General features: G+C 50.9%; 18 protein-coding genes. 6 read left to right on the top strand and 12 right to left on the bottom strand.

All coding sequences use genetic code 11. The features are described from left to right. Window positions 1–15 precede the first annotated feature (15 nt). A complete protein-coding gene (locus tag AAC022_RS09755; RefSeq protein ID WP_339730471.1) occupies window positions 16–4,356 on the top strand; it encodes a carboxypeptidase regulatory-like domain-containing protein in 4,341 nt (1,446 codons plus the stop codon). 27 nt (window positions 4,357–4,383) lie between these two features. Here the strand turns inward: AAC022_RS09755 and AAC022_RS09750 are convergent, their stop codons facing one another. Next, window positions 4,384–5,949: an arylsulfatase gene (locus AAC022_RS09750; protein ID WP_339730468.1), complete on the bottom strand. Its 1,566-nt coding sequence runs from the start codon at window positions 5,947–5,949 to the stop codon at window positions 4,384–4,386. Between the two features lie 159 nt (window positions 5,950–6,108). Continuing rightward, window positions 6,109–6,741 (bottom strand): hypothetical protein, encoded by a 633-nt coding sequence (locus tag AAC022_RS09745; protein ID WP_339730467.1) that lies wholly within the window; start codon window positions 6,739–6,741, stop codon window positions 6,109–6,111. A gap of 649 nt (window positions 6,742–7,390) precedes the next feature. Here AAC022_RS09745 and AAC022_RS09740 point away from each other — a divergent pair. After that, window positions 7,391–10,003 carry an inverse autotransporter beta domain-containing protein gene (locus AAC022_RS09740; protein WP_339730466.1) on the top strand — a complete coding sequence of 871 codons (2,613 nt, stop codon included), beginning with the start codon at window positions 7,391–7,393 and terminating at the stop codon, window positions 10,001–10,003. A gap of 57 nt (window positions 10,004–10,060) precedes the next feature. Here the strand turns inward: AAC022_RS09740 and AAC022_RS09735 are convergent, their stop codons facing one another. The 4 genes from AAC022_RS09735 to AAC022_RS09720 all read right to left on the bottom strand — a co-directional run bounded on the left by AAC022_RS09735 (window position 10,061) and on the right by AAC022_RS09720 (window position 14,254). Next, window positions 10,061–11,596 (bottom strand): HTTM domain-containing protein, encoded by a 1,536-nt coding sequence (locus tag AAC022_RS09735; RefSeq protein ID WP_339730465.1) that lies wholly within the window; start codon window positions 11,594–11,596, stop codon window positions 10,061–10,063. A gap of 257 nt (window positions 11,597–11,853) precedes the next feature. Next, window positions 11,854–12,126, bottom strand: coding sequence for an EthD family reductase (locus tag AAC022_RS09730; protein WP_339730463.1), 273 nt, complete (start codon window positions 12,124–12,126; stop codon window positions 11,854–11,856). Between the two features lie 44 nt (window positions 12,127–12,170). Then, window positions 12,171–13,007, bottom strand: a complete 837-nt coding sequence (locus AAC022_RS09725; protein WP_339730461.1) for a phosphoenolpyruvate hydrolase family protein — start codon at window positions 13,005–13,007, stop codon at window positions 12,171–12,173. 26 nt (window positions 13,008–13,033) lie between these two features. Further along, window positions 13,034–14,254 carry a Tm-1-like ATP-binding domain-containing protein gene (locus AAC022_RS09720; protein ID WP_339730459.1) on the bottom strand — a complete coding sequence of 407 codons (1,221 nt, stop codon included), beginning with the start codon at window positions 14,252–14,254 and terminating at the stop codon, window positions 13,034–13,036. Between the two features lie 297 nt (window positions 14,255–14,551). Between AAC022_RS09720 and AAC022_RS09715 the strand changes: the two genes are divergently transcribed. Continuing rightward, a complete protein-coding gene (locus tag AAC022_RS09715; protein ID WP_339730457.1) occupies window positions 14,552–15,313 on the top strand; it encodes a carbonic anhydrase family protein in 762 nt (253 codons plus the stop codon). A gap of 407 nt (window positions 15,314–15,720) precedes the next feature. Here AAC022_RS09715 and AAC022_RS09710 read toward each other — a convergent pair whose 3' ends face one another. Together AAC022_RS09710 and AAC022_RS09705 are read right to left on the bottom strand one after the other, a co-directional pair. Continuing rightward, a complete protein-coding gene (locus tag AAC022_RS09710) occupies window positions 15,721–17,049 on the bottom strand; it encodes a DUF4303 domain-containing protein (RefSeq protein WP_339730454.1) in 1,329 nt (442 codons plus the stop codon). A gap of 290 nt (window positions 17,050–17,339) precedes the next feature. Continuing rightward, the gene (locus AAC022_RS09705) at window positions 17,340–18,317 is read right to left on the bottom strand and encodes a hemolysin family protein (RefSeq protein WP_339730452.1); all 978 of its coding nucleotides are present in this window, start codon (window positions 18,315–18,317) and stop codon (window positions 17,340–17,342) included. Window positions 18,318–18,714: 397 nt separating this feature from the next. On the opposite strand from AAC022_RS09705, the gene AAC022_RS09700 reads away from it, so the two are divergent. The 3 genes from AAC022_RS09700 to AAC022_RS09690 all read left to right on the top strand — a co-directional run bounded on the left by AAC022_RS09700 (window position 18,715) and on the right by AAC022_RS09690 (window position 20,842). Then, window positions 18,715–19,236, top strand: a complete 522-nt coding sequence (locus tag AAC022_RS09700; RefSeq protein ID WP_339730450.1) for a hypothetical protein — start codon at window positions 18,715–18,717, stop codon at window positions 19,234–19,236. A 69-nt stretch (window positions 19,237–19,305) separates the two neighbouring features. Then, complete coding sequence (locus AAC022_RS09695; protein ID WP_339730448.1) at window positions 19,306–19,659, top strand: hypothetical protein; 354 nt, start codon at window positions 19,306–19,308, stop codon at window positions 19,657–19,659. Between the two features lie 262 nt (window positions 19,660–19,921). Beyond that, complete coding sequence (locus AAC022_RS09690; protein WP_339730446.1) at window positions 19,922–20,842, top strand: sugar phosphate isomerase/epimerase family protein; 921 nt, start codon at window positions 19,922–19,924, stop codon at window positions 20,840–20,842. 43 nt (window positions 20,843–20,885) lie between these two features. Here AAC022_RS09690 and AAC022_RS09685 read toward each other — a convergent pair whose 3' ends face one another. The 4 genes from AAC022_RS09685 to AAC022_RS09670 form a co-directional block, all read right to left on the bottom strand. Further along, entirely contained in the window at window positions 20,886–21,743 is an 858-nt protein-coding gene (locus tag AAC022_RS09685; protein ID WP_339730444.1) for an SGNH/GDSL hydrolase family protein, read from the bottom strand. 57 nt (window positions 21,744–21,800) lie between these two features. Further along, window positions 21,801–22,184 carry a carboxypeptidase-like regulatory domain-containing protein gene (locus tag AAC022_RS09680; protein ID WP_339730442.1) on the bottom strand — a complete coding sequence of 128 codons (384 nt, stop codon included), beginning with the start codon at window positions 22,182–22,184 and terminating at the stop codon, window positions 21,801–21,803. A 128-nt stretch (window positions 22,185–22,312) separates the two neighbouring features. Then, a complete protein-coding gene (locus AAC022_RS09675) occupies window positions 22,313–23,269 on the bottom strand; it encodes a DUF1559 domain-containing protein (RefSeq protein WP_339730440.1) in 957 nt (318 codons plus the stop codon). 78 nt (window positions 23,270–23,347) lie between these two features. Further along, on the bottom strand, window positions 23,348–23,604 hold a 257-nt coding region (locus tag AAC022_RS09670; protein WP_339730438.1), incomplete at its 5' end, for a hypothetical protein.

Below are 23,604 nucleotides of genomic sequence, written 5' to 3'. Positions count from 1 at the left end.
TTGGGAGTCAGAGATATGACTGAATCGTTGAATGAACTCATCAAGCTGCTCAATCACTATGGCGAGTTATTCTGGAGTTTCAGCACAGTCATGTTCGCGCAGGTCTGTGTGCTGGTGATCATTCTTCTGTTAGTCGATTTGTGTCTTCGCAACAGAGTTCGGGCCGTCACTCGGTATTGGCTGTGGTCATTGGTGTTGCTCAAGCTTGTTCTGCCAGTCACACTTTACTCTCCCGTAAGCGCTGCGTACTGGTTAGCTGACTACATTCCTGCAGCTTCGACAGTCGAATCAGCCACTTCTGTGGTGAACTTCGAACCGACTGAAACTTTCAAATCAGAGCTCACAGCTTCAAAATCTGTTTTAACAGACCGACCGCTCGTTCCAGATACAGTACCTCATTTAAAACCTGTACCGGCTACGTTGCCTGCAACAGCTTCTGAAGTTACTCCTGTTCCCCAACTTCCCATTGTTGAGGTTCAGAAAGCAATGCCGGTTCCTCTTCTGTCTCTTAAACCTGTGGCGATGTTGCTGATGATCTGGCTGTCAGTTGTCGTAGTCCTGTGTATTTACGTTCTCCGGCGTACGCGTCAGGTCCGACAACTCACACGACAAGCAGTCGCCGCTCCGCTCGAACTGGTCAATCTGATGCATGATTGCTGTCGCCTGATTGGCCTGAAGCAAGATGTCGTGGAATTGAAAATCTCAGATCAAATAGGCAGTCCGGCAATTTGCGGACTTGGGAAACCGACAATCGTGCTGCCTCGTCATTTGCTGGATCAACTCGACCAGGAACAGTTTCGTCAGGTCTTCGTTCACGAACTGGCGCACTGGAAACGCTACGATTTGCAATTGAACTGTTTGCAGACTCTGCTGCTGATTCTGTATTTTTATAATCCGATGGTGTGGGTTGCGCATACGATTCTCAGGGGCTTACGAGAACAGGCCGTTGATGAAACCGTGTTGGTGACTTTGAATGTGCAGTCAGAGCAGTACTCATCAACGTTGTTGGATATCGCGGCACTGACACCCTTTCCTGACAAAGTCAGCCTGCAATTGATTGGCATTCTCGAACCTCGCAAACCGCTGGTTCAGCGTATTCGGCGGATTATCTCGCGGCCTGTTCCCCGGTCTGCCAAGCTGGGGATTGCCGGTTTCACCACAATCGTTCTCGCCGGCATCCTGCTTCTGCCGATGTCCAGGATGGATCGTTCTCACGCGGCAGTCGAGCCTGAAGTGAAACAGGACAAAGCAACGATAGCGACGACTGAGCAGGAACCGAATCAGAAAACAGAGTCCTCCTCGCAACCGAAAAGTGCCGTAAAAGAAGCACCTGCCCCGCAAGGTATTCTCAGTGGACGCATTGTTGATAAAACTGGCGCGCCCGTGACCGATGCTGAGGTGACGCTTCTCCATCAATTAGGCGGGCGATTGATTCGTGCAAAAACTGATCAGGATGGACGTTATCAGTTTTCCAAGATTCCAAAGCCGGGAGAGCACCGGATTATGATCAAGTCACAGCGTTGGGTGGGGATCGAACGCAGTTCTGATTGTCCTCGTGTTACACTCACAGCCGATTCGAACACGGTACAGGATATTACACTCGAACGAGCCTGCCAGTTGCGCATTGATGCCTTGAATGAGGAAGGTAAGCCGGTTGCCGGAGTGCGTATTTATGCCAAATTATTGACAGACACAAGTGGGTTCAGTCCTGAAACCGTCAGCACCGATCGATATGGGCAAGCGACGCTTGGTTTGAAGCCTTCAAAATTCAAATATATAATCGCTACTTCGTCTCCCAATTATGGTTTCGAGAAGGTTGTGATCAAGTTGGACGATCCGAATAAAATCACGTCGCCACTATTCGTGCTGCAGAAGGGAGTCAGCGTGACGGGTAAGGTCCTCTGTTCGGATGGCAAACCACCCGCCGGTTGGAAGATTAACGCGCTCCCCGACTGGTGGAAATTTGGCCGGTATCCGTCCGGTTATAAAATTGGCAAAGATGGTTCGTTTACTCTGCCGCATATTGTTTCAGAGAAATATAACGTTTCGGTTTCTGTGCCGTCTGGAAGCCAAACATACACTAATAAGGTAGTCCTTAATTCCACCAATTTTCTCACTCTGGACCAGCCTCTCGCCTTAAAATTAGATTATCCTTCCCCGGAGTCATTAGTCTCACTTTCCGGTCAGATTCAATATTCAGGCGATGGGCAGCCGCAGCGTGGGTTCTGGATCTTCGCGAAATCTGACGACCCCCAGCGCAGTGGCAGTGTCTATGTGATGCCAGGTAAGACAGAATTTCGTTTGGATCCCATTCAGCGAGGCAAATACAAACTCAAGATTCAATCGCCCGGACTTGAATTGAAAGGCGGCGAATACACTGTGCTCGCTCCCGCAAAAGATATCAAGTTGGATGTGGTAACGAAGGGAAAACCGAAACTACACGGTACGGTTGTCCGTGGCGATACCGCGCAACCAGTCAATCAATATCAGGTTCGCGCGATCAAGATCAGGACATTACGCGGTCCTAATTTTGTGCAGAGTTCCCGCTGGTTAGATGTCGATAACGCGAAGGGAAAATTCGAAGTCGAAGTCAACGGCCCCGGGATCTATATGGTCCAGGTTGCCGTGCCTGGTTTTGCACGGGCCCTCAGCGAACAGATTAATACCGATACAAACCAAGGGAAACCGATTCAGGTCAAACTGACTGAGGGGGTAACGCTTGCCGGAACCGTGGTTGATGAGAAGGGGCAACCGGTAGAGGGTGCGACGGTGATTCCGCTTTCAAAGTCCAGGGGCGTGATGCCGCCGACACTAGGGGCGTTTACAAAAGAGGACGGGGCTGCAAAAACCGTTGATGGAAAATTTACTCTCAAACACCTTGGTTCAGGCAAGGAATCCTTGAAAGTCACTCACCCGGACTATGCTTTTGCGATTCTCAAAGAGATCGATCTTGATTCCAGTCCGGTTCGGGATGTCATAATTACTCTCAAACGTGGCGGTACTGTGCAGGGGCTGGTCACTGATGCGGCAGGCAGTCCGGAATCGAACGTGACTTTATTCTTTCAAGACAGATCTGGTTACAGTGGTAATGCGGCCAAGCAGGCCGGACTTTTGGCGACCGTGATCACTGATGAAAAAGGTGAGTACTCGGTCTCTCATCTGCCCGAAGAACTCTGTTACGTGAATCGAGTCGACGAATGGAATTCGAATGGCGTCGTGCGTCAGGCGATCCTGCCTGAAAATGGCAAGACCAGTACGCTAAATTTAGGTGGACTCCCTGAATTGACGGGGCGGTTGAAAGTCAATGGCGCGCCACTGGCAAACAGAAAATTACTTCTTGCCGGCGAGAGTCCGAATTTTGGTATCTTTCGTGCAACGACAGAAACCGACAATGATGGCGTTTTTTCATTCTATGGAGCCGGTCCCGCCGAACGGACCTTGTATTATGCTGTTCCAGAGAGACCAAATGATTGGGTTCGCGTCAATTCATTCCAGTTGCTCTCGGAAGATCAAGATCTCGGCACCATCGATCAGAAGATCGGTCAGCTTACTGTAAAATGCACGCCTGCTGCTACCGAAAACATGCGACTGAAACTTCAGACTTATAACCCCGTCTGGACGTATGGCTTGGACACGGGAATCCTGAAACCGCGGAGTAATGACAGTGACCCCTTTGTTTTTACTCAGGTTCCCACTGGGGAATATGAACTGGTGGCTAATCGTCCCGGTTATCCTACTGTCTTTCAGAAAGTTATTATCACACCGGACAACCTGAATGCCAGCGTAACGTTAGCGTTGCCAGAGGGGACGGCAACTCTGCGCGGCAGCCTGAGTAAAGAACTGTTTGGACCGGGGAACGCCATCTGGATCAAATTATGGAGCGAAGATAAACGACTGATGAGTCGTGTCTTTCCGGATGAGCAGGGGAGATTTACAGTCAACCATCTTCCCGCCGGGGACTACTTCCTGACCGAGCAGGACGTGCGTGATTCGAAAAAGTCGTTTCAGTTCACTCTGAAAAAGAACGAAGAGAAAACGTTAAAACTGACACCCGAACTGATCAAGAAGCCATCATCCAAACTTGGATTTCGTATAATTAAGGTCCTCACAGAAAATGGAATTCCCTTGCCGGGCTGTGAAATTCAACTGCAAAGTACGACCGGTACTATCTCGCGTCACAGCCAGCAGGATGAAAGACAGCATTTCGTAGGAGACCCCGGAATGTACGATCTCACCGCAGCTTATCCGGGATATGAAACACGGCACCAGAAGGTTGAACTGATCACTTCGGGCGCTGATGATCGCTACCCTGATGATGTGACACTTATTGTTCGACTCAAGCCGGTTAGTCAGTAAAGTACGGAAATTAGACGGTCCCGTTTACTAATCCTGTTTCTGAATATTCTCGAGAAGCAAAGTAAGCCGTTCGACGACTTCGGGGTGTTCGTTCCAGACGTTTTTCGTTTCTGAAGGATCGTTCTTCAGGTGATAGAGTTGGCCCGTTGCTTCGCCTGGTTTTGGTTTGACCTCGCGAGCACGCGTGAAGCCGCCGGAACCCCGTTTGGGAACCATTTTCCACGGGCCCTGTCTGATTGCGAAGTGGCCCCACAGTGAATGATGCACGGCATAGTCGCGCAGAGGCTGGTCGCTTTTCTTGCCCAGCAAAGCCGGGAGAATATTCACGCTGTCTTCACCAGCACCAGCCGACAGCTTCGTGCCTGTGATCGCGGCACAGGTCGCCAGCAGATCGGTCAGCTCAACCAGTTCGTTGCTTGTCGAATCAGCGGGCGTATGTTCGGGCCAGCGGACGATGAACGGCACTCGGTGGCCGCCTTCCCAGATATCGGCTTTCGTTCCGCGTAGATGCGCATTGCCTTGATGGCCGCGCTCTTTGACGTACTTGGCGCGATGATTGAGTCGATAGTTTTTTACATCGTCCGTTTCCTGTGGCGTCCACCAGTGATACAGGCCGCCGTTATCAGACGTAAACATCACCAGCGTGTTTTCTGCTACGCCCGCACGTTTTAATGCTGCCATAATTGCACCGACTGTGGCATCGACTTCAAGCACAAAATCACCATACTCGCCGGCAGCGCTTTTTCCGCGGAATTCGTCGTTGGGCACCAGCGGCAAATGCGGCGCGGTCAGCGGGAAGTAAAGAAAGAACGGCCGCTGGGGCGACGCTATTGAATGTCGTTCAATATAACGCACTGCCTGTCCTGTCAGAGTTGGCATAACACTTCTGATCGTAAAATCGGGCGAACGCATGCCTTTGTCGACGGAGAGAAATTCAGTATGAATGCGTTCTGATTCAATCGTGGGAATGATCACGGGCCGATCATTTTCGATGTAGCAGAAGGGAGACATATTCAGCGAAGCCGAGATGCCGAAATAAAAGTCGAATCCGTTCGCCAACGGGCCGCCGGTGACTGGTTTGGTGTAATCCACATTATCACCGACTCGGGGACGCTGCCGACGATCGATGGGAACCGCGGGCACAGGCTGTCCGTTTTTATCCGTCCACTGCATGCCCAGATGCCATTTGCCGACACAAGCCGTATCGTAGCCCGCCTGCTTGAGCAGTGAGGGGACGGTGGTCTGGTCCTGTTCGATAAGTGGCGGATCAAAGCCGTCCAGCACGCGATACTTCAACCGCGTTCGCCAGCAGTAACGCCCCGTCAGAATGCCATACCGCGTGGGAGTGCACACCGCGGAAGGCGTATGGGCGTCGGTAAACTTCATCCCCTCCGCCGCCAGACGATCAATGTGCGGCGTTTGAATTTTCGATTCCGCGTTATAGCAGCTCACATCCCCATAGCCGAGATCGTCTGCCAGGATGTAAACAATATTCGGCCGTTCGCCAGCGACCGCCGCAGTTTGCAAAAACAAAACGATGAGGACCACGCGGAGAATGAATTCCAGACGCAAACGTTTAAAGAGTGCCATCATGAAGTGAGACTTTCCAGTTAAATAAAACCGTAGATATCAATTCACTATACAGGGGAGAATAAAGGGAAATCAACAGAGACCGGTTACGGAATAGTCATTGAATCGGATTATGATCAGTCTGATTGACAATTCGCCAGCAAGTGATGAGTTGGCAGGAAATCAATTCGATTTCTTATTCTTGATTGGTTCAACATGCGGCCCTTGCAAATCGTTTTCGACAGGCTGAGGCCTAACAATCGTGAGTCTTAAGGTGTTCGTTGTGACGAATGCATTGTCGATCATTCGCTTTGTTGTGATGTCATACTTTCCGGGAAGCGTCATATCGTACAGATGGTTGATCGGGATATCGCCGAAGTCCCAGGTGAGCACGGAAGAGGAGCCAATATTAAATCTTCTCATACTACTGAAATACGTTCCATGAAAGATACTTTTTCCATATCGGGTCAGGGCAATGGCCTTTTCTGCTGACTTTCCATTTTTCTTGGTAAGACGGTTTTTCGGGAGGTAAAAGATTTCCATTCTGAAACATCGGGAATGGTATCCCTCAAAGAAGAACATCACCTCATGGGGAGAACGGTTTTCTAACTGATAACCCAGCAGGATCGGCTCACCAATGACATAATTTGATTTTTCGGCTGTAAGAGAAGATCGCAGCCCATCAACACTCTGCCCCCATTCAATGCTCGGTTTCGACTTCACTGGTTCATCTGCATTCAGATCGGAATGTGAAATGAACAGAAAAAGAAAACCAGCTAGCATTAGAATGATTGATTGGTCGCTGTTGATTCGCATGCCTTGTTCCTTATTCAGCTTCATTGTTCCGTGACCAATGCAACGGCCGCCTGGCCTTCATGTATTTTGAGAGACCTTCCCGTGAAAGAGTACCGTTGATATCAACTCACTATATGGGGGAGAACAATGAGAAATCAACATAGGCAGCTCGCGGAACGACCAGTGTCAATAAGTAAGATTTCTCTGAAGGAATAACTCGCTACGGTAGTGGAATGCTATCCAAACCGGTCCCAAGCTATAGTCTGGTTTATCTCCTTCTTCCAAGATCGTCCGCTGACACCGTCACGAAATGTTCGCTTGCCATAAAATTGTAAGAAGCTAAGTCTGTCATGATTCGTTGGCGTCGAACGGAGAACAATATGTCTGTGTTGCACGCCACTTCCGCTGATTCTCTCTGATGCAGGTCACGTGATATACCTCAATTTCTCGGTGATTGGCCTAAGGTATCTCTATGGTAGTACCGATACTGATAGTTCCTTTGGAAGCGAAAACGAAGGTTTTACCTCCACGTGTATTGGTTGAAAATATTACAAACAGCACGATTCTGGTGTCTGGGCAACGATAAGTTATGTTACGCGTAAGCAAGACCTGATCTGATCCCAGTGCCCCTTAGAGAATCGTCCATCAACATAGAGACAGGACTTTGTCAGTGAAGCTGGTCAATATTGAAACGCTGCTGATAATCCTCACCACTTATGGTGTGGGATTGACTTCCACTTTCGCGGACTCAGCCCAGTTACTGGATGCGGTGAAATCAGACCTGCAATCAGAGTCAACGCACGAAGCTCCTTTCACGCCGCTGAGCTGTGTGGAAGATCCGAGTGGTGAAACTTGCTATACGGAACCGTTTATCTGGGACGATTCCTCAGGACGATTTGATTCGATGTGGAGCCGGATCTTTTCTAACGATCAATTGTACTCAGCCTACACTGCCTGGGAAATTAAGCCGGGCAACGAACGCGTGCTGGGTGACGGGCAGATCATGGTCCCGTTGTGGCAGACCAGTGACTCACTACTGTTTGCTGACCTGCGTGGCCAGATGGATGATCAATCGAGTTACGAAGGCAACTGGGGACTCGGCTTCAGACAGATCAGAGATGACAGTTGGATCTTAGGCGCCTACGGATTCTACGATCTGCGTCATACCGAGTACGGTAACGATTTCAACCAGGGCACCTTTGGTCTGGAAGCGTTGTCGGTAGAGTGGGAAGCACGCGTCAACGGTTACATCCCCGAAACCGGCACTAAAAGCGTGAGCAGTCTGAACGGCGCCGGGATCTCGAACGGCACTATTGTGGTACGGGCTGGCGAAGAGAGAGCCTATCATGGTGTTGATGCCGAAATTGGGAAGTTGCTCAACGACTGGTGTGACGGTGATGTGGAACTCCGCGGATACGTTGGTGGTTATCACTTCGATACCAACGCCGGCGGTTATCCACACATCAGTGGCCCGCGTGGTCGTGTTGAATTACGAGCATACGACCTGAACTGCCTGGGTGAAGGTTCGCGTGTGACCATTGGCGGCGAACTCCAATGGGATGAAGTCCGCGATACTCAAGTCTTTGCGATGTTACGCGTACGAATTCCACTGGGGCCCTCTAATGATTCGCGTCAATTGACGCGTCTGGAACGCCGTATGCTGGATCGCGTGGTACGTGACGTCGACGTGGTCGCACACGCGCAACAGGGACCGGAAGAAGCAGCTATCAATCCACTGACCGGACGTGAATTTGGTCAGGTTGAGGTTGTTGACGCGAACGGCAATCTGCAGACTGCAGTCAACACGGCAGATGTGAATGGAACGGTCATTGTCAGCGGAGCAGCCGGACAATTGAATCCTGCGAACACGATCAATCTCCAGGAAGGACAAACACTCTTAGGCGGTGGTTCGTCGTTGCAGGTAACTGGAGCTAATTCAGGTCTCGCAGTCACATTTACCGCTCCGGGTAGCAGGCCTGTGATCAGTCAGGCAAGTCCTACCAAAGACGTCATCAAACTAGCGGATAATGCAGTCGTGTATGGAAATACGATCGATGGGGGATTTGACAGCCTGGATGTTACAAATATAGAGGGATCGATCGTCGTTCAGAACAACGTCATCCAGAATTCAAGCCGGCATGGTCTGAATATTTCGTTATCAGGCTCTCAGTCACTCTCGGCCCATGTCGAGAACAACCAGTTTGTGAACGTTGATGACGATGCCATCGTGGCGACTGTGTTTGGCAGTGCCCAGCTCGATCTGTCGAACTCCATTGTGGGGAATACCTTTCTGGGGATGAATAACACCAACAGCGCTGTCAGACTGGAGATTAACGCTTCCAGTGGCGATACCCCAAAAATTACCGCCAGTATCCGTGACAACGTCATCTCTGATCTCAATCAGGATGGAGTCTTCCTGGATATCGATGATACAGGGGAAATGGTCACAACCATAACCAACAACCAGTTTCTGCGGATCGCAGGTGACGGCGTGGAGATCTCCGTTGAAGACCATGATGATGGCAACGTGACACAGACAACGACCGTCACGAATAACCAATTTACTGACATTACGGGGGCCGGGGTTCGTATTGAAACCAACGATAACGATAGCGATGACGACTACCTGATCACTCAGAATACCACCATCACCGGTAACACCTTCCTGCGAAACGGAACGGGTGTGGCAATTCAATATGACAGCGACAGTGACAGTGATGGTGGTGAGTATGTCAGCAACACCACGATTGCGACCAACAAATTTCTGGCGGGAACCGGCGATGGGATCAACCTCAACGTAAGCGACTGGGATGATGAAGATCTGACAATCGACCTGGCTATTACGAATAACGAGTTCGCGACGCATGCCGGTGACGCGATCGATCTGAGTGTAGGAGACATCGATCTGGATTCAGGCGTCGTGGTCTTCCGGCCTATGATTACCGGAAATGCATTTACGGGTACGGCACAAGACAATATCCGAATCAATGTCTCGGATGAAGCATCGTTGGCGGGGAGTATCTTGAACAACACCATCACTGGCGGTCTGGATGGTATTGATATTCTCAGCGGCGGAATCGGCACAAATACGCTGACGATCGGAGGTAACGTGATCAATGCGGTCACAGGCACGGGGATTCAGTTGGATTCTACTACTGCTACCACCATCTCGGACTCGGGGCTGAACAACACGGTGACCACACCGGGAACAGTCTTCAACTTCGACAATCAGGGGAACCTCGGTGGATCGCAAATCCTGATCAATGGTGTCTTGGAACCGTGACCTGACGGTTTCTGTTAACGTGTGATCTGAAATTGCGTTCTACATGAGATTCCCTGTTTACTGCCGCAGTGTCTCTGCAGGAGCAGAGCCACTGGCTTGAATGATCGTCTGAGGTGCAGGCTTCCGCTTGATGCCCTGGATTGCCAGTCTGATCGCTTCCTGGCGGGCTTCTTCCGTTTTCGGATAGAGGCCAGCACGCTTATGGCGTTCTAAAGGCACAATCCAGTTCGGGACTTCAAAGAATCCATAGGAGGCCGTCGCCAGATCGGCTTCAGGGTCGATCATCAACTGGTACGGACGACCATTCAGCGAGACCACCGAGTAACAATGAATCTTCACATTGTGCTTGCCCTGTGCTTCGAGTGTTTCATTCAATGCATGGGCATACTGCAAGAGGAAGTGCGGATTTTTGACCATCCGTTGCAGGTGTGCCTGACTGATCTTGGGGAGTATTTCCGGATGTTGTTCCAGATATCGCTCTGTTTCCGGAGGGTCGAACGTGAACTGCATAAACGCATCTTTGTGTCGTAGCATCATCCGCCAGGAAAAGCAGTGACCTACTTCTGTCCAACTCGGATTCGCAGCGTAGGTCCACGTGCGCAGTGGCCAGAATGATTGGAATGCCAGAAAACAAACGACGAATGCGGTGAGTCCCCAAGCTGCTGGAGCGGTTTTTGACGTGGCAGCAGTCAGAGCTTCCTGTGGCTCGGTAACAGTTGCCCCTTTCCAGCGTTGAGTCAACCAGACGAAGACCTTTCGAGGCCGATCCGGATCGACAAACAACAGTAGCATCGAAATTCCGATGAGCGGAAACAGACCAATCTTGAACAGCTGATCGTTCGTCAAATGGAACCCGATCAGGACCAGCATCGTCGGTACACGTGTTTTGCGGGACAACAAGAGGAACCCGGCTGTTAAATCGAGCAGTAAACCACTCCAGCAAACAAGCCAGACAAACCATTCCTGGCTCAAAACGGGTGCCAGAATATGGTCGGGCGGCTTGATACTGAACCAATACCGGACTGGCTCGCCTTGCAGCCAGTCACTGTTCAGCTTGGCAATCCCACCGAAGAAATACAATACAACAACCTGACCACGCAGCAGGACGAGATTCCATAAAGGAACTGTCGGCGGTTCATCAGTGACTGGTGACCGTTTCCGGAACCAGTGAAAACGATAGCAGGCATCAGCATTGCTGATAGCCAGTATAAAGCTAAAAAGGATCGTCAGGTAGAAGTGGTTGTTGTAGTAGAGTTTGTCAATCAGGAACAGATGCGTATAAATCAGTAGGAACACGGCAGAAGCCCCGCGAAACCAGAGCCCCGCGGTAATCAGCAGGGCAGCGGCCAGCATGAACCAGACCTCAACTCGCATCATCCAGACTTCAGGCAGCGGTTCGATAAACGGAAATAGCGAATACTTGAAGTGAAAATATTCGGGCGAATAAATACCTGTGACCTTAGGCAGCTTGCGAACAGCCTCCCAGACCATCAGTAGCCCCCAGACAATGCGAAACAATCCGAGAGAGGATGCATCAACTCGTTTGGTCAATTGCACTCTGAGCCACATGATAGGATTGTCGGCTTGCATCATTCCGCTCCGTCGGTTGTTTGATAGCACTCAATCTGCTCAGCCTGCAAGAGCGGCATTGTCCGGTTGGGCTTCCAGGGACACGGAAAAAACGCACTTAAAAGCGAGCTAAGCACCAATTGGTAAACAACTTACAGATAGACTACTTTGGGGTTCACTGAGAGGGGAATATAGGAACGACGCGAAAAGCAGTCAAGAGCGGTTTAGGCCTCCAGATGGCGGGGGATCAGGACTTTTTCCTTGTTGTAAATAAATGTCACTCATCCGGTTGCGAAGTTCGGGACATCCGCGATGGTGGCCTGACCTTCGGGGCTGTCGAGAACAAACTGCATCGTAGTCGCGGATTCGGCATACAAACTGACAATGAGATAGTAGGAAGGAGCGGTGTCCGCATCGGCGGAGATACATTTGCCAATTGTCCATCCAGTGAGTCCCTGCATTTTCTTCGCGAGCGGAATGTGGACCTCGTGATAATAGCGGTCAAACGCGGCGGGGTCTTCGGGGTGTCCGTAAAGTACGGTTAAGCGATACATGTTGAATTCTTGTACTCAGGTTAGTGAGAACTAGAGTGAAGCGATCAGTCTTTAATTAAACGCAGGTCCCCGAACTGGCGGACCTGTGCGGTCATCGCCAGTTCCGTTGGCAGGCGTTCCATCGAACTGGCGCCGTAGAAGCCGTCGATCCCCTCCACACGGTCGAAAATATATTGGGCGTCGTCTGGCATCGCTATCGGGCCACCATGGCAGAGCAGCAGTACGTCATCCCGCTCGCTTTTAGCGGCGTCGACCATGGTGCGAATTGCTTCCACCGAATCGTCCAGCGTCTTGCCCGTCGCCGCGCCGATCGTGCCGCCGCTGGTCAGCCCCATGTGAGTGACCACGATATCCGCACCGGCAGCAGTTAGTTTCTTTGCCTGATCGGCGTCGAATGCGTAAGGCGTTGTCAGCAGATCGAGATCGTGCGCCGCACGGATACAATCGATCTCCAGTTCAAAGCCCATGCCGGTCTCTTCCAGATTGGCTCGGAATTGTCCGTCGATCAGCCCGACCGTCGGAAAATTCTGGATGCCGGCAAAACCCATCGCCTGGAGTTCTTTGAGGAACAAATCGCGAATCAGAAACGGATCGGTTCCGCAGACGCCGGCCAGTACAGGAGTCTTCTCAACGACGGGAATGACCTCGCGTCCCAGATCTTTCACGATGTCATTCGCATTACCGTAAGGCATCAGTCCCGACAGTGATCCACGACCAGCCATGCGGTAACGCCCCGAATTGTAAATCACAATCAGATCGATGCCGCCAGCTTCTTCGCATTTGGCGCTCAGTCCGGTGCCGGCTCCGCCGCCGATGATCGGTTGTCCTGCTGCCACTTTCTCGCGCAGCCGCTTCAGGATCGCTTCTCTTGATTCGGACATGAACTGTTTCCTCGTGTTTTGTATCTCTATTTAAATCGGTTTCCGCTCACGCGTTCAAAGGCGGCGACAAGTGCTTCGGCAAACGCCGCATCGTTGATATGGCAGGAATGACGGGTGATGCGTCGCGTGTCTGTCTGCTGGATTTCCTGTTCTAACGTTTCGAACAGACACTGGTCGACTATGGGATCATAGAAGGCTTCTCCTGCTTTATCTAGCATCGAGATGCCCCGCTCAGGAATCAGAATTTCTATCGGAGCGGTCGACCGATTGACTTTGGCGGCGATCCATTGCGCCATCTGCCGATTCTCGTCGAAGGTGGTCCGCATCAGAGTCACCTGTGGATTATGAATCAGAAACTGACGGTCAGCAAACTGTTCGGGAATCGTCTCGCGCGCACCGAAGTTGACCATGTCGAGGGCACCCAGGCTCATCACATACGGGATGCCACGTTCGAGGATGACATCAAACCGACGCGGACCGCCCGGCATAATGCCTCCCACCACTTCATCGGCGACTTCGGTTGTTGTGATATCGAGCACGCCACCGATCAGGCCATCGGCAACCAGCTTCTCCATCGCCTGGCCTCCGGTGCCGGTCGCATGAAAAACCAGGGGATCAAAGCCCTTTGATTCCAGCGTCTCGCGCACCATGTCTACGCACGGCGTCGTCACGCCGAACATCGTCATGCCCAGAGCAGGGCGGTCTTCCGGGAAGTCACGTGAGTTCGTCACCATGCCTGCAATCGCATGGGCGGCGTTACTCAATACCCGCCGCGAGACGGAATTGAGACCCGCCACGTCAACGACCGAATACATCATGGTGATGTCGCTCGATCCGACATACGGTAGCGTGTTGCCGCTGGCGACGGTCGAGACAATCAACTTGGGAAAGCCGATCGGAAGGGCCTGAAACGCGGGAGCGACAATCGCCGTTCCTCCACTCCCCCCAATTGCGATGACGCCCGCTATGTTTGTCGCTTTGATTTCACCGGGCAGCCAATTTCGTAACGCTGCTGACATGGCCGTCACCGCCTGACCACGATCGGTTTGTCCCAACACCTTCTCTGGTCCTGCGGGATGTGCCTGGGCGATGGTTTGTGCCGAAATATCAGCACGGTCTGAATGGCCTTGCGTACTCAAATCGACCAGCACCACGTCGAGGCCCGCGCGGCGAATACAGTCTGCGACGAAGCAGAGTTCGTCACCTTTGGTATCCATTGTCGCCATCGCATAGATGGTTTTTCGCATCTGGGCTCCTTCCTATGACATTGCTCTCTCAACCGGTTTTCCGCTTAACTCAATGTTAATACTGGGGATGCGGCGCTGAATTTGTCAAGCCAGGCAGCAGAATACGGAGTGAAGCACATCAGGTCCGTCTGTAGTGGCTATGCTCTTCGTTCTGGTTCTGGCCCGAATATTTCTGATATTACAGGGGAGTCTGCTTTTTATCTTCCAGCAGTGTGCTAAAGTTCAAAACGGTTACTCACTGCGAACGCCACATCCAACATCGGCAAAAATGATAAAGGTAAAACGAAAATGATCGGAATGAATCTGCGCCCACTATTGTCCTGCTGCCTGTTAGTTTTCATGATGTCTGCTTGTACGCAAAATCAGCCCGTTGCAACGAAAGCAACCAATGAAAAAAAATCGGAAACCGCGGCTGATGTCAAACCACTGGTGAATCGTGTTTTAACACAAGCAGAACAAGACGCGTTGACCCCGGATCAGGTCATCACGATGCTCAAAGAAGGCAATCAACGCTTCGTCGCAGGAACATTGACGGAACGCGATCATTCCAAGCAGGTCCGGGAATCGTCTCTCGGCCAGTATCCCAAAGCGATTATTCTTTCCTGCGTAGATTCGCGGATTCCCGTTGAGGATGTCTTTGATCGTGGTATTGGTGATATTTTTGTTGCCCGCGTCGCCGGCAACTTTGAGAACACCGATATCCTGGGCAGTATGGAGTTCGCCTGTAATTTATCCGGCGCCAAGCTGGTGTTTGTGCTGGGCCACGAACACTGCGGTGCCATCCAAGGAGCCATCGACGGTGCCAAGCTGGGTAATATCACGGCGATGCTGACCAACATCAAACCCGCCATCGATCATTTTAAAGACTACGACGGCGATAAAACGAGCCAGAACGTCAAGTTCGTGGAAATGGTCACCAAGCAGAATGTTCTGGGCACCATCGACCGCATCCGAATCAACAGCCCGGTTTTGAAAGAAATGGAAGCCAAAGGCGAGGTCAAAATCATCGGCGGAATTTACAACATGGACTCCGGCAAAGTCACTTTTCTTGAGAAGTAGCAGGTGTGCTGTTGTGAATTTCAAACGTGATAGCGACGTTTGAGGGAGTTCAAATCGGGCTCCCGACGAGTTTCCGGGGCGGTGACTCGTCCCTTTCTACTTCGGACTTGAACACCGACGTGAGTGGGTGACTCTGCTTCAGCATAGAAGTTTGTCCAACTCCTGTGTGTTAGAGTGGACGCCAATGACAGTCGGTTTTGCCGACCGGACGAGCATAGCGGAACAGTTTAGTGGGCGGCGCGGACGATCTAGCCAATGCCAAAACAGTCACCACCGCCGCTTCGGTGCAACCGATGGTTCGAATGCTGGCGGCGGTCCAATGTCAACTGGCGTGTATGGCATACACAATATAGCACGATCCTGATGATCCAAGCTAATGCGCAAACTCCAGAAAGATATCACTCGTACTAGATCTCGCTCAGACAGTAACTCGCCCACTCTCGCAAGTCGGGGTCGCGGCAGAGTTTTTTCAGTTGCGGTAGATAAGGCGTCGCGGCTTTCTTCCAGTAGCTGAGGCTGAGTATGGCGAGCCGTCGAACGTTGAAGCAAGGGTCATTGAAAAGTGCAACAATCTCTGGCATTGCACATTCGCCTGCGGCCTTGCCAAGATTCCGGTTTCCCAGGCAGCCAACCGCGTGTTCGCGGATAATTCGGTGCTTCGATTTTGTGCCTTTGATCGCTGCGTCAAGACTCTCGACTCCAATCTCGCGAGAGGGCAATGCAATCACGTAGACACCACCTGGCGAGTAATCCTTCTTTACCAGCCGCTGGCAGGATTTTATCTTCAACAGTCGTTCAATCGGCTCATAGTCCAGTGGGAGTGGGACACAGCATTCGTCAGCTGCGCAGGAGTAACTTTCTTTGATGCCCTCGATCGCCGCATCCCGGGAATCCGCCCTCTCTGCTAGTTTGATTACAAAGTCAACATCCCCCAGCAGAACAAGAGCTGTTGTCTCGTGAAATCGTTCGCGACCAGGTGCGGTAGCTTGTTTGCGTAATGCCTTAATGATTCGATCCTGCCGAAGGCCCAATTTCCCGAGCAGGTCAGCTGCAACCCATTCCTGCTCGGGATCGATTAAGCAATCGAGCAATAGGGGAACTGCGGCTTCGCCCATCGAGCTCAGCTTGTCGCGGTGTTGATAGAGGTTCTCTCGATAAATCTTTTTTTTCTGTTCAGATGAACTGGATGCAATGGCAGTCTGTTCCTCAAGCTGCGCGTGTAGGTCGGGAAATCGCCTTTTAAACTGTGCTTTCGTCATGCATTGCTGCAAAATCTGTATTTCAGCGGCATGTTCGTCAGCAAACACAAAAACGCCAAAGTCGCTTGTTGTGCTCCTTCGCTGCTTCAAGTCTGCTGTCAGTTTCTTAGCAATCCGTACCATCGACCGCATCATGGAATCGTAGACGTTCTGCCAATGGTCAGAGTCTAAGCGATTCGCTTCGGTATTCAGCGCAGTCAGGAGTTGTTCCAACTCGCTGTTTCGCCAGGGCAAATCAGTCCAATACCAGTCCGCGGAACTCCACCTTAGATCTTTGTTTCCGTCGAGTTCTTCTTCAGTGTTCAGAGCCAGGCTCGGAAAGGTAATCAACTGCCATTCCTCGGCATAAAACTCATGAAATGCAGCGGCGTAATACAACTCGTCAGAATACTGATTCATGGCTGCCTGGATCGCTTTCATGCAGCGTGACACAAGAACTTCTTCAAACCGTCGCCAATTGAAGTCACATTTTGCCATTGTCTTGGTTTTTGCCCTCGTGCGTCTTGTGCGATACTGTCCAACGAACAATTGATAGACAGAATTTCATTCTGTCTAAAGCTATCAGGAATTCTATCTATTATCAATTGATAACATGTGGTCTTGCATTCATGGCCAGGATTGTTCAGGGAAGACCGAGCAGGATGATGTGATGTGGATTGAGAGTTCTTACGTTTTCATCGTGAACGCAATCAGGCTCTTCCGGAAATCCTGTTCCTCTACGGCAAAGTAATAGAAATCGGGTTGCCTCAGTCTTTTACCCTATGGCATTACTGTCTCGACACAATGTCCTTTTCATCCTCAATTTCGCCGACGATTTCTTCCAGGACGTCTTCCAATGTCACAATGCCGAGGGTTTGTTCCCTCTGCTGAACGACGGCCAGATGCTGGTGGCGTGTGCGGAACTCCAGCAACAGTTCGTCAGCGTGCGTCTCGGCGTTGACGACAAATGGCGCGTGCATGATCGAGGTGATTGACGTCGCTCCCTCACCATCCGCAAGCAAACTCAATACATCGCGGGCGATCAGCATCCCCTGAATATCGTCAGGGGATTTTCGGAACACCGGATAGCGCGAAAACTCCTTTGTGCGAATGATCTCTGCCGCTTCGTTGACCGTGGCTGATGCCGGAATGGAAACCACCTTTCCTAGCGGCGTCATGATGTCTTGAGCCATCCGATCATTGAGGCAAAACGTGCGGAAGATCATGTGGCCTTCGGTCGGTTCGATGTGGCCCCCTTTTTGACCCCGTCTGACAAGTGCGCGTATCTGCGTTTCCGTTCCGATTCTCCTTTCTCCCCGCATCAACGTGTTGGAAAGCCAGGCGAGCGCAACGCAGAGCGGATAGATGGCGAACCCCAAGCCGCGAATCACGGGGGCCGACCAGCGCGCCAATTGCGGCGCGTAATGTGATCCCAGCGCCTTCGGAATCACCTCCGAGAAGACGATCGTTCCGAGCATGAGCACTATTGTGATGGGAACCAAGGCTCTTGGACCATAAAGTCCGAATGCCTGCTGGCTGACGAGAATCGGCCCGAGTACATTGATCAGGTTGGTGAGAATCACGATCACTGCCAGTGAATGAGTCAGTTCCTGTTTTACTTCCCGCAGCCGTCCCGCACCGTGTTTGCCGCGTTGAATCAGTTCATCGACTTCCGGGTGAGAAATGCTCAGGACTGCTGCATCGACAGCGGCCATCAATCCGGATAAGGCGATAAATACGACAATTGAAACTAAAAGCCAAACCATGAACTCACTTTCCAAGCAAGAAGAATCTGGTGAGAAAGTATTCCTGCGCCGAATATGTCACAAATGCGACCGCATTGCAACGTCTTGAACAGGGAAGGGTTCAGATTCGAATGGTACCTCAGTTGATGATCTCCGGATTACGGCAAGTACCCGTCGTTTACTTTTGCGTGAACCATGCTGGTCAATGGTAATTTGTTGACAGGCCGCTTCAGTTTGATACGATTTTTGTATATTGCGGTCGGTGTAGCACCTTCAGCATCATATGTGGTCGGTTTTCATGAATAACTGGTTGGGTGAATAAACTAAATAACCCATACGTCACGCCCGGGATCGGGACGAAGTGAGTTTTCTTACAAAAGTGATATGAGAGGCTCAAAAGCTTGAGGAGTGCAAAAAAGTGTCACGGCGCCCGTTGAAACGCTTCCTGTTGACAGCAAACGCCATTCAAGTGCATCTGCTGTGCGGAACACTGATTGTTTTGCTTTCGGTCAGTATCTGGAACGGCGAGGCACAGCCGGACTATCAATGGGGATTGTTGTTTACCATCGTCATTTACCCCGTTCTCCTCGGCTTGTTGTGGTGGAATGATCGTCTCGAAGAACAGGCGGTTGTAGAGCATGTGATTGAGTCGATAACAGAGCCAGAACGGCTGCGTCGCAAACGCCGTTCGTGGCGCCGGGGCTCGCTGGTGTTTTTCTTCGGCGTGGCAATCGCATTTGTCTATGCGGGCCATCAAGGGGTTCAAGTCGACTTACTCCCGGCACATTATCTGGGCTATTTCTTTTTCGTGATCGCGTCATTGGGAGTCGCAGGCGTCAATGTCTGGCACGGCGGCCCCCTCGACCCGCGTATGGATCCCCCGCTGAAGGAAACGGGGATCTTTGATGAAATGCCGGGAGACACCGATTCAGAGGGATAGCAAGATTGTAGCGAGGGTTTATAATACGGACAGCGATAAGGTGAGAAGCAAGTCAGGTTACCTATGTTGATGAGCATCACGGTCAGGTTGTTAATCGTAGCAGTGATTGCCTCGGCTATGGCGGTAGTCGGGATGGAAATGATCGCATTGCGAGATGGGCATCATGGGGAATTCGGCACCCTGAAGATTGTGATCCCGCTCTCGATATTCGTCTGGCTGGTATTGTCTCTTTTAATTCGAGGGCGGCCCATTCTGGTTGGAGTTTACGTTGGATTCCTCTCTCCGTTCTTGGGTGGCGTTTTGGCAATACCGCCGTTCGGACTTCTGATCGTCCTCACCAACTTGGGGATTTGCATCGGTGTTGGAATCGTGACTGGGCTTTTGGTGGCGATAGTCTTGCGTCAATGGGGGGGAGCGACATGAATGCACAAATCCACTTATAAAGCATCATAAAATCGCTGACTCACGGAGTATGTCTGCAACAGTTTTCCAAATTTAGTTTGGCTGAGTTTTTGTCGATAAGCCACTTTCGATATTTGGTGTTCAGAGCAAAAAGCATCTGCATTCTCAGTGTTATGTTTTGTAAACAATGTTACAATATCGTCGGAAATGGGCGATGCCATTTTTAAAATGTAGCCATCACACAGAAAACAAATGCAACACGACCAATCATCAAGGAGTAATCATGATCCCATCAAATTTATTTTCTCGTCGCCAGTTTGTGTTGTTAGCGGCCGCCGCTGCTGCTTCCGGTCCATTGCTTACACGAGGGGCTGAGAGTCAAGGGGGCTACCTCAACGGTCGCCTGTATAAGACGCTGAAGATTGGGATGGTTCGAGCCGGCAAGACGCTTGAAGAAAAGTTTGCGATTGCGAAGGAAGCCGGCTTCGATGGAATCGAATTAAATACTCCGGGGATTGATGTCAAAGAAGTCCGCGCCGCCATCAAAGCGACGGGACTTCCCGTCGACGGTTCGGTCAACGCCGGACACTGGAATGTTCGCCATACCGATGCCGATCCCGCGATTCGTGCGAAGGCTTTGGCCAGTCTAAAGGAAGCACTGATCCAGACGCATGCCGTCGGTGGAAACTCGGTGCTGCTTGTGGTTGGTAAAGGCAGCGATGGCCCCGAAGAAGAAATCTGGAAGCGATCGGTCGAGAATATTTCCCAGGCAATTCCCCTGGCGGCAAAACTCGGCATCCATATCCTGGTCGAAAATGTCTGGAACCAGTTCTGCTACGACCACGACGGCGACCACACTCAGACTGCGGACAAGTTTGTGAAGTACATCGACGAATTCAATTCCCCCTGGGTCGGCATGCAGTTCGACATTGGAAATCACTGGAAGTACGGCAGCATGGGCGACTGGATTCGGCAGCTCAACAAACGGGTCGTCAAGCTGGACCTGAAAGGCTTCTCGCGCGAAATGGGCAAGTTCACCAAGATCGGCGAAGGCGATCTGGACTGGGCCGACGTCCGCAAGGCACTGGCAGATATCCAGTACGCCGGCTGGGCCGCAGCGGAAGTTGGCGGCGGCGATCTTGAGCGTCTGAAAGAAGTGTCCGCCAACATGGACCGCGCCTTCGGCCTCACGGCTCAGGCTTAACTCAAATGATTTGCGGCACAGTCTGTCCTGTGCCGCAAATCGCTTATTTCGAGTCGCTCTTTTTCAGCGTTTCTGAAATGCTCTTTGCCACTTGTGTTCCCAGCAAAGTGTAGCCTTGCTCGTTGAAGTGCACGTCTTTGGGATTTTGTGCCTCAGTCTGATGCGGAGTGATGAATGTAAACAGATCGTCGATGGCGATACCATGTTTTTTCATCACACGCGCCGCGATTTCATTCCGTTCCTCGATCGCGGGTTTTATACTGGGGCCTTCTTTCCAGTCGGCGGGAACCGGTGTTGTGCTGGCCCAGATCAGTGTGGCCCCTGTTTTCTGCAGTCGTTCCACAATCGTTTCCAGACGCGATTCATAATCCGCAGCAGGGGTGCGACGGTCATGAATTCCAAAATTAAAATGAATCACATCCCAGTCGCCTTTGCCCAACCAGACATCGAGTTGTTTCAACGCTGTGGCTGTCGGTCCGCAATTGGCTGGCGCGCGATGCACGTTCGCTTTGCCCGCTAATGCGTTTCGTGTTGCGACTGTATAACCCCGCGAAACCGAGTCGCCGATCAAGATCACGCGCGGCAGTTTCGGATCATCATTCACATAATCCCAGGCGGTTGTTTTTCCTGCCAGTTTGTCCCGTTGATAATGGGGCAAATAAAACCCACCCAGATTCTCTTCGAGTACTGTTTCCCAGGCTTGCTGATCAGGAGAACGTGTGGCTTTCCAGGCCGCGAACTTCTGATTCAGATCTGCTGCCCGTTTTGCTTTTTTCGCAGCAGCTTCGCTGGCATTGGTCGGCTCTGTGTTCTTCTCTTTACCCGATGTCGGAGATACGACAAAAACTGTCAACACGCAAACAAAAAGACAAGATCGTAAATAAGGAACTGATTGTGACATAATACTCTTTTTCGTTATTGATACTCTGATTAAATAAGCCTGTAGACAGCGCCCGTGTTATTTGGATTTGGGTTTCGATTTCAATTCCAGATTGATGACATTATCCCCTTCTGTGACCGTTGCCGTCAGTTTACTTAGCGTCTCGTCAAACTGCTTGTAAGTAATGATGCTCACATCATGAGGACCGATTTTTGCGCCATTTGTATTCCTGTTGAACAGCAATGTATAATTACCATTTTTATCACTCACACCAGTGGAAGCGCGGCCCGATGTTGGCTGGAACAGAATTTCCGCTTCAGGCAAGGGTTGACCATCGAGAGTCACGACACCGGACACGGGTGCTAGTTCTGGCATATCGCCAGGCGTGTTAGAACAGCCTGCAAGAAACAAACTGAACAGACAGCCCCATTTCATAGTGGCTGATAAATGAATTTGAAACATCGTAATCCTCTTGAGCGATAAACTGGATTGATCTCGTTACATTGACAGTTCGCGTGATATTTTCACGAACGACTTAACCTGGGGCCCACATTGAAAGGCCCCAGGATTTCCTGGTTTAAAAAGGAGCGTTAGAATTCTCCAATTACTTCGCCTCCACCGATTGAAGTCAAGGCATTTAGAACTGCGAATTGATCGACATTTTCACTTAAAAAGCGGACAGACCCGTCTGCCAGTAATATGTGAGCGCCTCCTACATGCTCACTTCCCGCTCCATTGCGATGGACACCAGGATAATCTGCATCTGCATAGATCCGATTGAGCCCACGAGCGGGAATATTCATGTAGTAGGTATAGGTGTAAGCGTTCCAGTAGGGACCATTCCAGTCTTCAAATTTTTTCTTTCGCAACGGCGTTTCCGCCATGCACATGACGTTGCTTGTCCCATCTGTCAAATCTCTTATCCGGGCTCCTCCATTTGGTCCCCACATCCCTTTTGTTGATTCAGAGGTACTTGACAATGTTTTGGTCCATGAGGGATCGGAGCGGTCGGCCACCAGGCCGTAACTCGTGCGCTGTGCTCCTTTCCCTTGCGAAAACGAATAGTCTTCGTCACCTTTTGTCGGTCCGGGGTCGGAAGGGCAAAGGAATACGGACACAGGGGAAGTGACTACGGAGAGCTGGTCGGTTGCTGGTGTCGTGCCAGTACAACCAGAGCCCCCCGTGTACTTTGATTTTCCACTCGGTAAACTGAAATTGTAACTGTTATACAAGGCCGATTGCTCAAGGTAGGGCAAGATCATCTGATAGGCCGTATGGTTCAGGATTTGTCCTGCAGTGACTGCATCACAGTTACAACCAGGTGCGATTGTCGCAGGTGGGAAAATACTATGTGTTTCGTGGTAGTTGTGCATCGCGATCCCGATTTGTTTCAGATTGTTTTTGCAGGTACTGCGTCGGGCGGCTTCGCGTGCCTGCTGCACTGCAGGCAGTAATAAGGCAATCAGGATGGCAATGATGGCGATAACCACTAACAGTTCAATCAGTGTAAAGCCTTTTCTACTGACAATTTGTCGTTTACAACTCATAATCATTTCCTCTTTCAATAAAAATAAATGAAACAATGCTACCCCAGAAGCTGTTTGCGAATAACCAATGAAACAATGCTACTTTGGGTTGTGAATAAAATAAGTTCCTTCGAGGGTGAACTCTCCCGGATTCGCCTCACCCCTGAACCAGTCTGGAATGATTTGAATATCGCCTGACTGATATCCGGAAGCGACACCATGAATGTTTCCCTGTGTGCCTGCATAATAAGTGAACTCTTTGTTAATCGATTTTTTATTGATCCCCGTTGAATCGATACGCGCCAGTAACAGATCGGTCGCGTCAGGGGTAAAGGAAATTAATTCCTCGTTAGCCG

Origin of the sequence: uncultured Gimesia sp. (assembly GCF_963976445.1) — a bacterium.
Classification (GTDB): Bacteria; Planctomycetota; Planctomycetia; order Planctomycetales; family Planctomycetaceae; genus Gimesia.
The sequence above is the reverse complement of the archived record's forward strand: the minus strand, read 5'-3'. Positions and strand labels throughout refer to the sequence as shown.

What these genes read in the sequence shown, in the direction of transcription:
- AAC022_RS09715 (WP_339730457.1), top strand. Translation starts at nt 14,552, where the DNA reads ATGAATCTGCGCCCACTATTGTCCTGCTGCCTGTTAGTTTTCATGATG.
- AAC022_RS09720 (WP_339730459.1), bottom strand. Translation starts at nt 14,254, where the DNA reads ATGCGAAAAACCATCTATGCGATGGCGACAATGGATACCAAAGGTGAC.
- AAC022_RS09705 (WP_339730452.1), bottom strand. Translation starts at nt 18,317, where the DNA reads ATGGTTTGGCTTTTAGTTTCAATTGTCGTATTTATCGCCTTATCCGGA.
- AAC022_RS09730 (WP_339730463.1), bottom strand. Translation starts at nt 12,126, where the DNA reads ATGTATCGCTTAACCGTACTTTACGGACACCCCGAAGACCCCGCCGCG.
- AAC022_RS09725 (WP_339730461.1), bottom strand. Translation starts at nt 13,007, where the DNA reads ATGTCCGAATCAAGAGAAGCGATCCTGAAGCGGCTGCGCGAGAAAGTG.
- AAC022_RS09755 (WP_339730471.1), top strand. Translation starts at nt 16, where the DNA reads ATGACTGAATCGTTGAATGAACTCATCAAGCTGCTCAATCACTATGGC.
- AAC022_RS09745 (WP_339730467.1), bottom strand. Translation starts at nt 6,741, where the DNA reads ATGCGAATCAACAGCGACCAATCAATCATTCTAATGCTAGCTGGTTTT.
- AAC022_RS09695 (WP_339730448.1), top strand. Translation starts at nt 19,306, where the DNA reads ATGAGCATCACGGTCAGGTTGTTAATCGTAGCAGTGATTGCCTCGGCT.
- AAC022_RS09690 (WP_339730446.1), top strand. Translation starts at nt 19,922, where the DNA reads ATGATCCCATCAAATTTATTTTCTCGTCGCCAGTTTGTGTTGTTAGCG.
- AAC022_RS09680 (WP_339730442.1), bottom strand. Translation starts at nt 22,184, where the DNA reads ATGTTTCAAATTCATTTATCAGCCACTATGAAATGGGGCTGTCTGTTC.
- AAC022_RS09710 (WP_339730454.1), bottom strand. Translation starts at nt 17,049, where the DNA reads ATGGCAAAATGTGACTTCAATTGGCGACGGTTTGAAGAAGTTCTTGTG.
- AAC022_RS09750 (WP_339730468.1), bottom strand. Translation starts at nt 5,949, where the DNA reads ATGATGGCACTCTTTAAACGTTTGCGTCTGGAATTCATTCTCCGCGTG.
- AAC022_RS09735 (WP_339730465.1), bottom strand. Translation starts at nt 11,596, where the DNA reads ATGATGCAAGCCGACAATCCTATCATGTGGCTCAGAGTGCAATTGACC.
- AAC022_RS09685 (WP_339730444.1), bottom strand. Translation starts at nt 21,743, where the DNA reads ATGTCACAATCAGTTCCTTATTTACGATCTTGTCTTTTTGTTTGCGTG.
- AAC022_RS09675 (WP_339730440.1), bottom strand. Translation starts at nt 23,269, where the DNA reads ATGAGTTGTAAACGACAAATTGTCAGTAGAAAAGGCTTTACACTGATT.